This is a genomic window from Ruegeria sp. N7, from assembly GCF_056531345.1.
Genome location: NZ_JBQFLR010000027.1, coordinates 1 through 13,236, shown reverse-complemented (window position 1 = coordinate 13,236; position 13,236 = coordinate 1). Strand labels below are relative to the sequence as shown.

10 protein-coding genes are annotated in these 13,236 nt (G+C 54.5%); 4 read left to right on the top strand and 6 right to left on the bottom strand.

Annotated features, from left to right (window positions below; translation table 11 throughout):
• Positions 1-3: 3 nt before the first annotated feature.
• Genes ACR0ES_RS19160 through ACR0ES_RS19150 form a run of 3 tightly spaced genes read left to right on the top strand, consistent with a single transcriptional unit; the run spans position 4 to position 3,903 of the window.
• The gene (locus tag ACR0ES_RS19160) at positions 4-1,152 is read left to right on the top strand and encodes a carbohydrate ABC transporter permease (protein WP_480489052.1); all 1,149 of its coding nucleotides are present in this window, start codon (positions 4-6) and stop codon (positions 1,150-1,152) included.
• 9 nt (positions 1,153-1,161) lie between these two features.
• On the top strand, positions 1,162-2,817 hold the full coding sequence (locus ACR0ES_RS19155) for an alpha-amylase family glycosyl hydrolase (RefSeq protein ID WP_480495820.1): 1,656 nt from the start codon (positions 1,162-1,164) through the stop codon (positions 2,815-2,817).
• Between the two features lie 3 nt (positions 2,818-2,820).
• Positions 2,821-3,903 (top strand): ABC transporter ATP-binding protein, encoded by a 1,083-nt coding sequence (locus ACR0ES_RS19150; RefSeq protein ID WP_480509102.1) that lies wholly within the window; start codon positions 2,821-2,823, stop codon positions 3,901-3,903.
• Positions 3,904-4,346: 443 nt separating this feature from the next.
• Here ACR0ES_RS19150 and ACR0ES_RS19145 read toward each other — a convergent pair whose 3' ends face one another.
• The 5 genes from ACR0ES_RS19145 to ACR0ES_RS19125 form a co-directional block, all read right to left on the bottom strand.
• Positions 4,347-4,979 carry a tyrosine-type recombinase/integrase gene (locus ACR0ES_RS19145; protein ID WP_480871511.1) on the bottom strand — a complete coding sequence of 211 codons (633 nt, stop codon included), beginning with the start codon at positions 4,977-4,979 and terminating at the stop codon, positions 4,347-4,349.
• Between the two features lie 300 nt (positions 4,980-5,279).
• The gene (locus tag ACR0ES_RS19140) at positions 5,280-6,059 is read right to left on the bottom strand and encodes an IclR family transcriptional regulator (RefSeq protein ID WP_480483850.1); all 780 of its coding nucleotides are present in this window, start codon (positions 6,057-6,059) and stop codon (positions 5,280-5,282) included.
• A gap of 11 nt (positions 6,060-6,070) precedes the next feature.
• Positions 6,071-7,429 (bottom strand): TRAP transporter large permease, encoded by a 1,359-nt coding sequence (locus ACR0ES_RS19135; protein ID WP_480483849.1) that lies wholly within the window; start codon positions 7,427-7,429, stop codon positions 6,071-6,073.
• On the bottom strand, positions 7,429-8,094 hold the full coding sequence (locus ACR0ES_RS19130) for a TRAP transporter small permease (protein WP_480483848.1): 666 nt from the start codon (positions 8,092-8,094) through the stop codon (positions 7,429-7,431). Before ACR0ES_RS19130 ends, ACR0ES_RS19135 begins: the two co-directional genes overlap by 1 nt.
• A gap of 63 nt (positions 8,095-8,157) precedes the next feature.
• Positions 8,158-9,396 (bottom strand): TRAP transporter substrate-binding protein, encoded by a 1,239-nt coding sequence (locus tag ACR0ES_RS19125; RefSeq protein ID WP_209599445.1) that lies wholly within the window; start codon positions 9,394-9,396, stop codon positions 8,158-8,160.
• Between the two features lie 109 nt (positions 9,397-9,505).
• On the opposite strand from ACR0ES_RS19125, the gene ACR0ES_RS19120 reads away from it, so the two are divergent.
• Entirely contained in the window at positions 9,506-11,101 is a 1,596-nt protein-coding gene (locus tag ACR0ES_RS19120; RefSeq protein ID WP_480871510.1) for a GMC family oxidoreductase, read from the top strand.
• A gap of 672 nt (positions 11,102-11,773) precedes the next feature.
• On the opposite strand, the gene ACR0ES_RS19115 is transcribed toward ACR0ES_RS19120, so the two are convergent.
• Positions 11,774-12,982 carry a hypothetical protein gene (locus tag ACR0ES_RS19115; RefSeq protein WP_480871509.1) on the bottom strand — a complete coding sequence of 403 codons (1,209 nt, stop codon included), beginning with the start codon at positions 12,980-12,982 and terminating at the stop codon, positions 11,774-11,776.
• Between the last annotated feature and the right edge of the window lie 254 nt (positions 12,983-13,236).

Below are 13,236 nucleotides of genomic sequence, written 5' to 3'. Positions count from 1 at the left end.
GGGATGAGCGATATTGCAGGAACCAAACCCGCCCTTAGATGGATCGTCCAGGCCTCGGTCCTCTTTCTCGTGGTGCTTTGGGTAATACCGACACTGGGATTGTTGATCTCATCTTTTCGCACGGCTGACCAGATCGCGACCAGTGGCTGGTGGAAATCCCTGTTCCCGTCCGAACAAAACCTGACGCTACGCACAGCCGTGCCCAATACGCAAATTCTGAAAAACGGGACGTATGTGATTGAAGGGAACCTGTTCGACGAAGGGCAGAAAGCTACGATCTCAAAGTGGGGTGTCAGCTCCCGCGCGGTGGATGCGTATGAACCCGGTCAGACAGCGGAATTGCGTCGTGGCGGGACTATCACGGTCGATGCAAACGGGAACTACAAAGCGGAAAATGAAGAGGAGTTTACTGGCAGCCGCGGCCCGCGTGTTTTCGTAAGTGCAGAACTTCCACCCGAGTTCACGTTGGACAATTACCACAAGGTTCTCTTGGCCGAGAACAGCACCGACAGTATGGGTCGGGCGTTCTTTAATACTCTCACAGTGACCATTCCTGCCACGATCATCCCTATCCTGGTTGCGGCGTTCGCCGCTTATGCGTTGGCGTGGATGGAGTTCCCGGGCCGCGCGTTGCTGATCGCAGCTATTGTCGGGCTTTTGGTTGTTCCGCTTCAGCTCGCACTGATCCCTTTGCTGAAATTCCATCTTAATATTGGGATCGGCAAAGGGTATCTGGGTGTCTGGATGGCCCACACTGGCTTTGGAATGCCGCTGGCGATTTACCTTCTTCGCAGCTACATGGCCGGTCTGCCACGTGATTTGATCGAGAACGCGCGGGTCGACGGGGCGTCTGAGTTCCAGATCTTTACGAAACTGATCCTTCCACTCAGCTTCCCGGCGCTGGCGTCTTTCGCGATCCTGCAGTTCCTGTGGACCTGGAACGACCTTCTGGTGGCCAAAGTCTTCCTGATTGATGCATCAGGTCAAACCACCGTCATGACCAATCGAATTGTCGAACTGCTGGGTACAAGAGGGGGCAACTGGGAAATCCTCGCCACCGCTGCGTTTGTTTCGATCATTGTTCCACTGATTGTTTTCTTCGCAATGCAAAAATACCTGGTCCGTGGCCTGCTGGCCGGATCCGTCAAATAGAGGCGTCTGATGAACGTGCAGAACACTGTAGAACTTTCCAAATCAACCAAAGCAAAGTCAGAGTGGTGGCGCGGTGGCGTGATCTATCAGATCTATCCGCGCAGCTTTCAGGACAGCAATGGTGATGGGATCGGTGACTTGAAAGGGATCACCCAACGTCTGGATTACATTGCGGATCTGGGGGTCGATGCGATCTGGATCTCGCCCTTCTTCAAATCTCCGATGAAGGATTTCGGCTACGACGTCAGCGATTATCGCGATGTGGATCCTATGTTCGGCTCGTTGGAAGATTTCCGCGAGTTACTCGATCAGGCCCATGACAAGGGTCTGAAAGTGATGATCGATTTGGTGCTGTCACACACATCTGATCAGCACCCTTGGTTCGGTGAGAGCCGCGCCGATTGGGACAACCCGAAATCCGACTGGTATGTTTGGGCCGACCCTAAACCGGACGGCACACCGCCCAATAACTGGTTGTCTATCTTTGGCGGTTCAGCGTGGCAGTGGGAGCCTCGTCGCCTGCAATATTTTCTGCATAACTTTCTGAGTTCGCAGCCAGACCTGAACTTTCACTGTAACGAAGTACAAAACGCACTGCTGGATGTGGCTCGGTTCTGGCTGGACATGGGCGTGGATGGTTTTCGCCTGGACACGATCAACTTTTATTTCCACGACAAACATTTGCGGGACAATCCGGCCCTTCCGGTCGAAGAACGTAATGCATCAATTGCGCCTGCGGTGAACCCCTATAACCACCAGGATCACCTTTATTCCAAAAGTCAGCCCGAGAATATCGCCTTCCTCGAAAGGTTGCGCGCGCTGACCGACGAATATGAAGGCCGTGCCTGTTTGGGTGAAGTCGGTGATGCACAGCGCGGGCTGGAAATCATTGGTCAGTACACCTCGGGCGATCAACGAATGCATATGTGCTATGCCTTCGAGTTTCTGGAAAAGCGTGCGTTGACCGCGCCTTATGCAAAGCAGGTCTTTGATCAGCTCGAGGAAAAGGCAGGCGACGCATGGCCATGCTGGGCGTTCTCGAACCATGATGTTGAACGTCATGCCTCGCGCTGGGACCTAAACGATGCGGCCATTCGCCAGCACGCGGTTCTGATGATGTGTCTGCGCGGCTCTGCCTGTTTGTATCAGGGAGAGGAACTGGGCTTGCTCGAGGCAGATGTTCCGTTCGAGAAACTGCAAGACCCCTATGGCATCGAGTTCTGGCCCGAGTTCAAGGGTCGCGACGGATGTCGCACGCCAATGGTTTGGGCGACGCAGGACGAACATTCAGGCTTTAGCACCGGTGAGCCGTGGTTGCCTGTTAGTATGGCCCAAACGGAAAGAGCCGTTGACCGGCTCGAGGCGAACGACCAATCGATGCTGCACCATTATCGCCGCGCAATCGCCTTGCGCCGCGTCCACCCAGCACTAACTACGGGTGCGCAGTCCAACATGAAACAGGTTGGACCTGTGCTGACTTTCCAGCGTGAGGATGCGTCTGAAGCGGTGTTTTGTGCTTTCAACCTTGGAACGGAAGCTCAGCGGGTCGACTTGCCCTTGGGTGATTGGCGGGTCATCGGGCGGGAACTCGGCGGTAGCGACGGTGCAGGAAGCGTTACGCTGCACCCCGCACAGTTTTGTCTGATGGCTAAGGTTAAGGGGTAAACCATGTCAGAACTCAAACTTACGGATGTCGCGAAATCCTATGGTCCGGTCGATGTTCTGAAACATATCGATCTGGATATCGCAAAGGGCGAGTTGATCGTCTTTGTCGGTCCATCGGGTTGCGGAAAATCAACCTTGTTGCGAATGATTGCCGGGCTGGAAAAGATCACCGGCGGCACCTTGGAGATCGAAGGGCAGGTCATGAATGATGTGCCGCCCGCCCAAAGGGGCATTGCCATGGTGTTTCAGTCCTATGCGCTCTACCCACATTTGACCGTGCGCGAGAACATGGCATTTGCACTGAAGATCGCCAAGATGCCTGCTGCCGAGATCGATGCCGCCGTTGAACGCGCGGCCCAGACCCTTCAACTGGATCCGCTCTTGGATCGTCTGCCCAAGGCTCTGTCCGGAGGGCAACGCCAGCGCGTCGCTATCGGGCGCGCCATCGTGCGAGACCCCAAGGTCTATTTGTTCGACGAACCGCTTTCGAACCTCGATGCTGCGCTGCGCGTTGCAACCCGGATCGAGATTGCGCGCCTGAAAGAGGCGATGCCCGAAAGCACAATGATCTACGTGACCCACGATCAGGTTGAGGCGATGACGCTGGCCAGCCGGATCGTCGTTCTTGCCAACAAAGGCATCGCGCAGGTTGGTACGCCACTGGAACTGTACGAAACGCCGGATAACGAGTTTGTGGCGCAGTTCATCGGATCGCCCTCTATGAATCTGCTGTCTGGCAATATTTCCAAAACCGGGGATTTGACAGAGGTCACACTTGATGCGGGCGGAAAAGCCGTTTCATCCATTTCGACCACGCCCGAACAAATGGGTTTGCAGGTCAATATCGGCGTACGACCTGAGGATTTCGTTGCCGACGCCGCCGCTGGGTTTCTGGACGGCACTGTCGATTTTGTCGAAGCCCTAGGTGAAGTGACCTTGCTGTATTTTGCCAGCAGGCCGGGGGCTGAGAATATCGTCGCCAAGTTTCCTGGCGTTGAACGAAACCGACGTGGGAAAGCTGTCAAATTGAATGCGGACCCGAGCAAAGTGCATCTGTTTCACAATGGTTTGTCAATGCGGAAATGATGAGGGCTTTGTCGCGAACTTTTGGCCAGGAAGTCTTGGTGTTAATGGCGTTTCGGACTTTGATCGAGGCAGACAGTAACAATTTCATTCAAAGGCGCTCATTTCCCAAGGGACGTGATACTACACGCAGTGTTCTTCGATCTTCGTTACCCAGTGTCCTAGGATCTATTGCAAAGTTTCTTACTGAACGAAGAGTTGGTACCGAACCCTCTGCTTGTGCCGCCAATGCCGCAACTTGGCGAAACGGACAGATTCCGGGCGTAAGCTGACCTTTGCGGATCATGTGCGTCACTTCGCTGCTCACTTTGCCCGCAAGGCAGACGTCGGACAACTCGTCGATCTCGCAGATTAAGCGAATGGCCGGTTCGTTGAAGCTGCACCGCAGCGTGGCCAGAGGCGATGAATGACCAGTTTGGGCCGCCCGCGTAGGCGACCCAACTGCACTAGATTTCAATGGCTTCAGCGATGGCCAAGGCATCCTCGAGTTCGACACCGAAGTATCGGACCGTACTGTCCATCTTCGTGTGGCCCAGAAGGAGCTGAACCGCGCGAAGGTTTCCGGTCTTCTTGTAGATCTGAGTGACCTTGGTTCTACGCATCGAATGCGTGCCATAGGCGCTTGCCTCCAGACCAATCGACGTGACCCAGTCGCGGACGATTCGAGCATACTGACGGGTCGAGATGTGCAGCCGCTCATGGAAGCGGCCCGGCCAAAGGTACTCGGAGCCGATCATCACCTCGTCTTCCATCCACTTCTCGACCGAGGCGCGAGTCCCTTCGGATATCTCAAATCGCACAGGTTTCTGTGTTTTGCTCTGTAGGACCGACGCCCGTTCCTTGATCTGACCTGTCGCCATAACATCAACGACTTTCATCTTCACCAGATCGCAACCGCGGAGCTTGCTGTCGATCGCCATATTGAACAGTGCCAGATCGCGATGGTTCTCAGCGAGTTCGAGCCTAACCCGGATCGCCCAGACGTGTTTTGGCTTCAGGGGGCGCTTTTGACCAACAATACGTCCTTTGTTCCAGGCGGGACGAAGCGCACGAATGGCAGGTAAGTTTGGTGTTTCCATGACTGATCCTCCGATCCGCCATGCCCTCCCACAACGACAACCCGACGTTGACCGAGGCAACATATCACAGGATGCTGCGCCGCATTCGAGGTCTGGAACGAGCCCAGAGCGGCAGATGCTGCACCAGCCAGGAATGGCAGCAGTGCGCAAAATGTTGACTCTACAACGCTGAACGAACGGCGCACACTGGACTTTGATCACACTCTCACTCACTGAGGTGCAGAATTCTCCAAACCGGTCGATTGCCGAATTCGCAGTTGGTAAAATAGTTTACGTTTTGACTGTCATCTCCGGTACTAGTCACTCGGTCAAAAGAGCCGAAAGCTCATCCGCCCCTTTTTGCAGTATTCCCAGAAACGACATCAGACTGTTGACGTCATGACGTTGTGTCGGCGCATGAACCGAAAGCGTGCCTACCAATCGGCCTTGCCCATCCTGAACGGGTACAGCTAAGGCAGTCATTCCGGTCATGAATTCCTCGTCATCGGTGGAATAACTATTCTCAGAGATACGTTGGATCTCCGCTCGCAGCGACTTGGGATCAGTCAGCGAGCGCTCCGTCTGTGGTTGTAGATTTCCCGCTGAAAGAAAACCGTCCAGCGTTTTTTGCCGCAGTGTGGACAGGTACATCTTGCCGCTGGCCGTACAATGGAAGGGTACCTGAGTACCAACCGGAAGCTGAATCCGCAGTGGCCACTTCGTTTCCACCCGGTCCAGATAGATCATCCCCTCGCGGTCTGGAATGGCGAGATTGCAGGTTTCACCAACCTGCTCGGCGACGCTGCGCAAGATCGCCAGACGCGCCGTACGCAGGTGCTCGGAAGACATCGTATTAACTGAAAGCAATCGCAGTCGGTGTCCAGGGCCGTATGAACGCCCATCCAGATCGCGCTGCAGGAAGCCCTCGGCTTCTGCGGTTTGCAACAGGCGGTGGATGGTTGGCTTGGCCAGGCCCAGTGACTCGATCAGGTCTGACGGTTTGACGGCGACCCCGCGTCGCGCCACCTCCTCAAGGATGAGAAGAAGGCGCAAGTTGGTCGGTATCTGAGTTTCTTTGTCTTTTGTTTCCGTCGCGGCCATTCCGTAACAGTCTAGTTATTTGGCAGCAGGATCAAGGCCAGATCGGGTACTAGCGACACCAAAACCCACACTGACAGCAATGCGACCAGATAGGGCACAGTGTACCGCAGCAGCCGGAAATAGGGCACGCCGGTCACGCCTGAAGCCACATAAAGGTTTAAGCCATATGGCGGAGTGATGAACCCGATAGATGCCCCAACAAGGAAGATCACCGAGAAATGGATCGGATCAATTCCGACTGACGCCGCTATCGGGGCAAGGATCGGGGCCAGGATGATCGTCACAGGTAGGCTTTCCAGCACCATGCCCGAGAAGAAGACGATCACCATCGAGGTGAACAGCACCGCATGGTACCCACCCATTGAGGTCACGAAATCCCCAATGGTCTGCTGTGCGCCAAGCAATGACAGGATCTGCTGCATCACCACCGAAATCGCGATCAGCGGTGCAAGAATTCCGGTGATCTGGGCCGAACGGATAACGATCGATGGGATCTCAGGGATCGTAAACCCTTCGACTACGAACATCTCGGCATAGCTCTTCTCGGTTGGCGATATATCATTCCGCGCGCCCATGATCCGGTTGATCGGATAGCTGACCAATCCTGCGATCACGCAGAAGCCAACTGTCACGCCCGCTGCTTCGGTCGGAGAGAATTTGCCCGTGTAGATGCCCCAAAGCACCAGTCCGATGGCGAAGAACCCAAGCCATGCGCCAAAGGCGGTTTTCAACACTCGGTTCAGCTGTAGCGGGATCAGATGCCCCCAACCATTAAGGCGGCAAATGATCCAGCACGCGAACTGCATGCCAAAGACCATCAGTGCGCCAGGAAGGATGCCCGCAACGAACAGTTCGGAAATCGGCAGGTTCATAAGAAACCCGTAGACGATAAAGATGATCGACGGAGGAATGATGATGCCCACCGTGCCGCCCGCCGCCGCTGTGGCCGCGCTGAATCGTTCGTCATAGCCGCCTTTCACCATCTCAGGATGTAACATCGAACCAATTGTGGCTGTCGTCGCCGAGTTGGATCCCGAGATTGCTGCGAATAACCCGCAGGCGCCAAGCGAGGCCATCGCCAACCCGCCGCGTATCCAGCCCAGACAGGCATAGGCAAAATCGCTTAGACGCCGCGCAATGCCCGATTTGTTGATAAGGTCTCCGGTCAGGATGAACAGGGGCATTGCCAGTAGGGCAAAACCCTTGTTGAACACGTTCAGCAACTCGGCGCCCATGTTGTCCAGCGTCAGACCAAGGACAAATGAACAGCCTATGACCCAATAGCCGATCACCAACAGGACCGGCACGCCCAACATGAACAGAAAAGTGACCCCAAGCGAGATCAGTGTGACCATGGTTCCATCTGTCATCAGTCTGCTCCGATCACTGCCTGCTTGATCAGCGGCTCACCTGTTTTCCAGTTGTGCAGATCGTCGGCGAGGTTTTGAAACACCCGCCCGACCATCAGAAAGAACGACAGTGGTGCGGCCAGAAGGAACCACCACTGCATGATGTTGTCGGTCCCCAGAACGATCTGAAAGTTCGATGCCGATAGGGCGACCAGCCTGGACGTGGTCACGATGACGATCACTGCGAATATGAACCACAGCACGGCGTCAAGGATCAGGCAGGCCAATTGCCCGCCGCGCGGCATGGCAGAGCGGAATTCACTAAAGCTCAAATGTGTGCGTAGACGGACGTTGTACGAGGCCCCGAACCACGCCATCACCATGAACAGCAGCGGTGGAATAGTAGTCGACCAGGGCTCTTGATCGTTGAATACGAACCGGTCGATCACGCCCCAAAAGATGATCAAGGCAATGGCAAGGTAGGAGTACACCATCACCGATCGTTCCAGATGCCGTTCGATGAAGGGCACGGCCCGATAGATCAGCATGATGACGAACCCGCCCAGGGCCGAGACAATCGCGCCTAACACCCAGGTTGCGTTGGATTCCAGTGCGGATTGAATCTCGAACGAATCCTGGCTGAGAAAGGCGCTGAATATCGCGCCGATATCTGCCCAAAATGACATCTACCCCGTCCTCCTAATCGGTATTTGTTGAACCGGCCCAGCGGGGCCGGTTCGGTAAGTCTATCAGGCCTGGCCTTTCCACCAACGGCGCGGCTCGACATTCTCCGGCAGTGTATTGGCCGGAATCTCGCGCGCGATGTCATAGATCTCCTGATAAGTATCGATGCCACCTGCCCATTTGTTCAGGCGTTCACGCCATTGCGCCCAGGGCTCAGGGTTGTAGTTCGGGGCGCACATTTCCTCGGCCAGTTTGATCTGATCATCCGCCAGAAATGCCGGGCGCACGCCGTTTTCGGCAAAGATCGTGTCAGGCAGTTGCGGGTCCGAGAAGCCCACGGTGTTCAACAGCGCCGCCTCATTCGCGCCCTGTATCAGCGCCTGCGTAAAGTACGAAGATTCCATCACAGCATCCTGTAACTCGCCGCTCAGCCCATCAAACACCTTTGCGGACATTGAAGTATGTTCGGTTCCGCAGAAGAATTTCAGGTTCACCGACTGCGAGACCACCGGCGCCATGTTGGCATAGGCAACGGCCGAGGCCCATGTTTCGGCCCCGTCAATCAGGCCAGTCTTGAGCGCGTCCAGAGTCTCTTCCCATGCCACCGGCACCGGGTTCAGGTTCAATAACTGCATCGCAATCCGGCCCAACTGCGTGCCTGTCACGCGGTTTTTGGTGCCAAACAGTTCTTCCAGTTTGGTGACGGTTGGTTTGTCTGAAAAGGTCGATCCCATTTGCAGACCGCGCAATTCGCAATGAGTGAACAGGAACTTCAGCCCGTGCCGTTTCTCCAGCGGATCACGCAGGATGCGCTGGCTCGCAGGACTGTAGAAGAAATGATACTGCGCCGCGCGGCTGGGGAACATATACGCATAATCCAGCACGTTCAGATAGGGCGCGCCGCCGGCAGAGTTCTGGGTCGATGCCGCATAGATGTCGACGATACCCTGCTGAGTCTTCTCAACACAGCTCAACTGACCGCAGATCTGGTTGTCACCGATGAATTCGATCCGAATCTCGCCGTCGGTGCGCTCTTCCAGATCCCGCGCGAACTCGATTGCGCCCGCGCGTTCGATCAGCAGGTTGCGGGTGTTAAACCCCGACGCGCCGAATTTCAGCGTGTGCTTCGGTTCTTTCGAAAAGCGTTTCTCGTAAGTTGATTCGGCAGCCTGTGCCAGATTCGCCAGGCTCATTGCGCCACCGAACCCGCCTGCCGCCAATAAGGTCGAGCTCATGCCGTAACGGCCCGCAACTCGGAAGAAATCCCGACGCGAAATACCACTTAGTTTCCGACCAATCTCCATTGCTTACCTCCCTGATCGCAATTATTGAGACGTTTTGTATCAAAAAAGGCTAGTATAATTCGATCAACTTGCATAGAGTTTTTTTCAGCAACTTTCGGAGGAGGCAGTCATGGAGGTGGATTATGCGGTTGTTGGCGCGGGATCTTCGGGCTGTGTCATTGCCAATCGGCTAAGCGCTGATCCCAATACGACGGTTGCGCTGCTTGAGGCTGGTGGCCGCGATACAAACCCCTGGATTCACATCCCCGTCGGCTATTTCAAAACAATGCACAATCCATCGGTCGACTGGTGTTATCGGACCGAACCCGATCCCGGCCTGAACGGTCGATCCATCGATTGGCCACGCGGTAAGGTGCTGGGTGGGTCGTCCTCTTTGAATGGGCTGCTATATGTGCGCGGCCAGAAAGAGGATTACGACCGTTGGCGTCAGATGGGCAACGAAGGTTGGGGCTGGGAGGACGTGTTGCCACTGTTCAAACGCTGCGAGGATCAAGAGCGCGGCGAGGATGAGTTCCACGGTGTCGGTGGACCTTTGTCTGTGTCCAACATGCGCATCCAACGTCCCATCTGCGACGCATGGGTCGCTGCAGCGCAGGCCGCAGGTTATCCGTTCAATCCAGACTACAACGGGGCTGAACAAGAGGGCGTAGGGTACTTTCAGTTGACCACCCGCAATGGTCGACGCTGCAGCGCAGCCGTGGCGTATCTAAAACCTATCCGGGGTCGTCAGAACCTCAACATCATTACCAATGCCTTGGTAGCGCGGGTGGTTTTAGAAGGGAAAAAGGCAACCGGACTGGTTTATCGGGATCGTTCGGGTGCTGAACAAACTCTAAAGGTCCGGCGCGAGATCATTCTGTCCGGTGGGGCGATCAATTCCCCCCAAATTCTGATGTTGTCGGGTATCGGAGACCCGGATCATCTAAAGGAAAACGGTATCGAACCGCTGCACGCCCTGCCGGGTGTCGGCAAGGGTTTGCAGGATCACTTACAGGCGCGGCTTGTGTTTAAATGTAACGAGCCGACTTTGAATGACGAAGTCCGCAGCCTGTTCAATCAGGCGCGAATTGCCTTGAAATACGCGCTGTTCCGCGCAGGCCCGATGACCATGGCCGCCAGTCTTGCGACCGGTTTCATGAAAACCCGCCCCGAGGTTGAAACCCCCGACATTCAGTTTCATGTACAACCCTGGTCCGCTGACAGTCCCGGCGAGGGAGTGCATCCGTTTTCAGCGTTCACGATGTCGGTTTGCCAACTGCGCCCGGAAAGCCGTGGGGAATTGCGGTTGAACGGTCCCGATCCGTCCAAACACGTCAAAATCATCCCAAACTATCTATCCACGGAAACGGATTGCAGAACGATCGTCGACGGCGTGAATATCGCGCGCGGGATTGCCAAACATGCCCCCTTGGCTTCAAAAATTTCCGAGGAATTTCGACCAACGGCAGAGCTGAGTTGCGACGATTACGAAGGCACGCTGGATTGGGCCAGATCAAATACGGCTTCAATCTATCACCCGACCGGAACCTGCGCGATGGGAAGCAATGACATGTCTGTTGTCGACGCAAATCTAAATGTACATGGAATAAAGAACCTAAGGGTAGCTGATTGCTCCATTATGCCGGATATCGTCAGTGGCAACACTAATGCGCCAGCAATTATGATAGGCGAAAAGGCAAGCGACTTGATAAGTGCAGATGCCTGACAGTCCCTCCGTCTTGCCTGCATGCCAAGCAAAATGCCCAAAACACTTGCAACCGATGGATGAGTGCGCCAATCGCGCAAGCTCAAGCTGTTTGGTCGGTGGAGTCTAGTCGCAACTTGCGCTTTGCCCAACTCATGACTCATGAGTCATGACTGACAGTGATCTGGGAGCGACCATTGGTCAATGATCTGTGGAGCATCTAGCGCAGGGATTTAACACCATACCAACCTCGCGAAGCATGCATAAGCGGACGCGGACACTTTCCTAAAGTTCAACTCTTAACGTCCGCTTTCTATTTTTAGGCGTACAAGTACTGCACTTGCTGAGATAGACATACACAGCCCTGGGTCGCGAACTTGAATGTTCCCTAATTGTCTGGGTGCGGACACTGCGTCGGTGAACGCTATTGGCAGCTAAGTCCCGCTCACCTACCATTTGCCGCCTAGTTCTAAACGTCCGGAATGTGCGGTAGGCTACGTGCCGCACATGCGAAAGACCAAAGCTCGGTCGACGGCAGCTGTGGGCTCGAAACAACCGATGTCGTGGAGGCCGCCAAGCTGCCGTTCGCTGCGGTAGCAGCACTGAGCGCCACAAACGGCAGCTTTACGCAGTCAGAGTTTATAGACTTGATCTTATTCAAGTTGGTGTATCAACGAAAGATTCCTATTGCCGCTAGGCTTGAACCCACCTTCGCACTTGGCGATCAGCGGTAGAGACGTCGGGTAATTTCCCATTGAGTGGTATGGCTGACAAAATCCTCTGTTTAAGTGCGGCTGCTTCCTCGGCCCTACTTGGTGATATCTTGGCCAAGATAGCCTCGGCGCTGACAGCAAACGCCAAAGCTGTCTGATATTCCGCTTTTTCAAATAAAGCCTCAGCTATCCAAACTCTAGCGTATGCAAAGTTTGACAAACGGTAGTGATCGCTACCACTTTCAAGAGCTCTGATCGACTTTTTGTAGCAAACAAGTGCACCTTCGACGTTGCCCATTAAATGAAAGCATCTACCGACGTTCCCTTGCTGCGGACCGTTGTCGACACATACTTGGGAGCCGGGATCAAGGAAGCTCTCCAACGTCTCACCGTTTACAAAGTGCTTCAGCGCAGTTTCATGGTCACCTGAATCTCGTCTTGTAAGCGCCAAATTATGTTCGCAATCATATACAGTGTCGACGTTTGATTGAGTTTTTAAGTCCTTTCCGATTTCACCCCATTCAAGCGCCGACTTGAAATCACCTCTCTTCCAGAAGGAATAACACCGCATATCGGCAAAGTGTATGTAGCGAGCGGTTTTTTCCGGAATAGTTCTAGCAAACCGCTCCAAGATCAGATCAGCGCCTTTCGTGTCGCCGAGATCGTCAAGGCACTCCACAAATTGCTGAACAATCTTGTCAAAGCCATCAATTTCCGTCGGTGCAGTGTTCCAATCGACGGCTTCGAGGAAGAGCCGAGTCACCCGCACGAATTCCTCTGAGTGTCCGCCTCCAACCAGCGCGTCTTTGGCGACTTCAAGAGTTTCAGCGGCGTCCCTGTAATTTCCGGCTGCAATCTCTAGTTCTGCTTTTTGCGTCCAGCGTCCAAGCATCGGAAGAGGAAGTTCGGAGCCGAGCACTTTTTCAAAGCGCTTCACAAGAACCTTGTACTGGCCAATTACAATCTGGATAAAGTCGAGGCGCTCCGCCCTGCTAAAGTTCTGCTTTACAAACTGACGCACCAGAGGGTGTAGATCATAGAGGTCAGGGGAATCCAGTTCTGGCTTGACTACCACAAGATTCAGTCGGATTAGCGATTTTAGTGCTTTGTCGAATTTTGCATATCGAAGTTTTGTGGAAACGTATTCCTCTAAAGTATCCTTTGTTTCTGGCCGTACGGCTTCGGCCATAGTTCGTAGAAGGACCTGCTCTCTTTCCGCGAGGCGAGACCAGATTGACGACAAAATGTTCGGGCTGTCCTCTCTGCCTCTGCGAAGGTCTTCAAGGAAACTCCTTAGCGTTACGCCAGGTACTTGAGCAACTTGGACAGCTATCAGGTCTAGCCAAAAAGGGTTGGACGTGTCGCGGTTTGCTGCCGCTCCTTTGATAGCATTTATTGCAGCAAAGGAGACGAACTATGGGACTGAAACGGACGGACGAATTT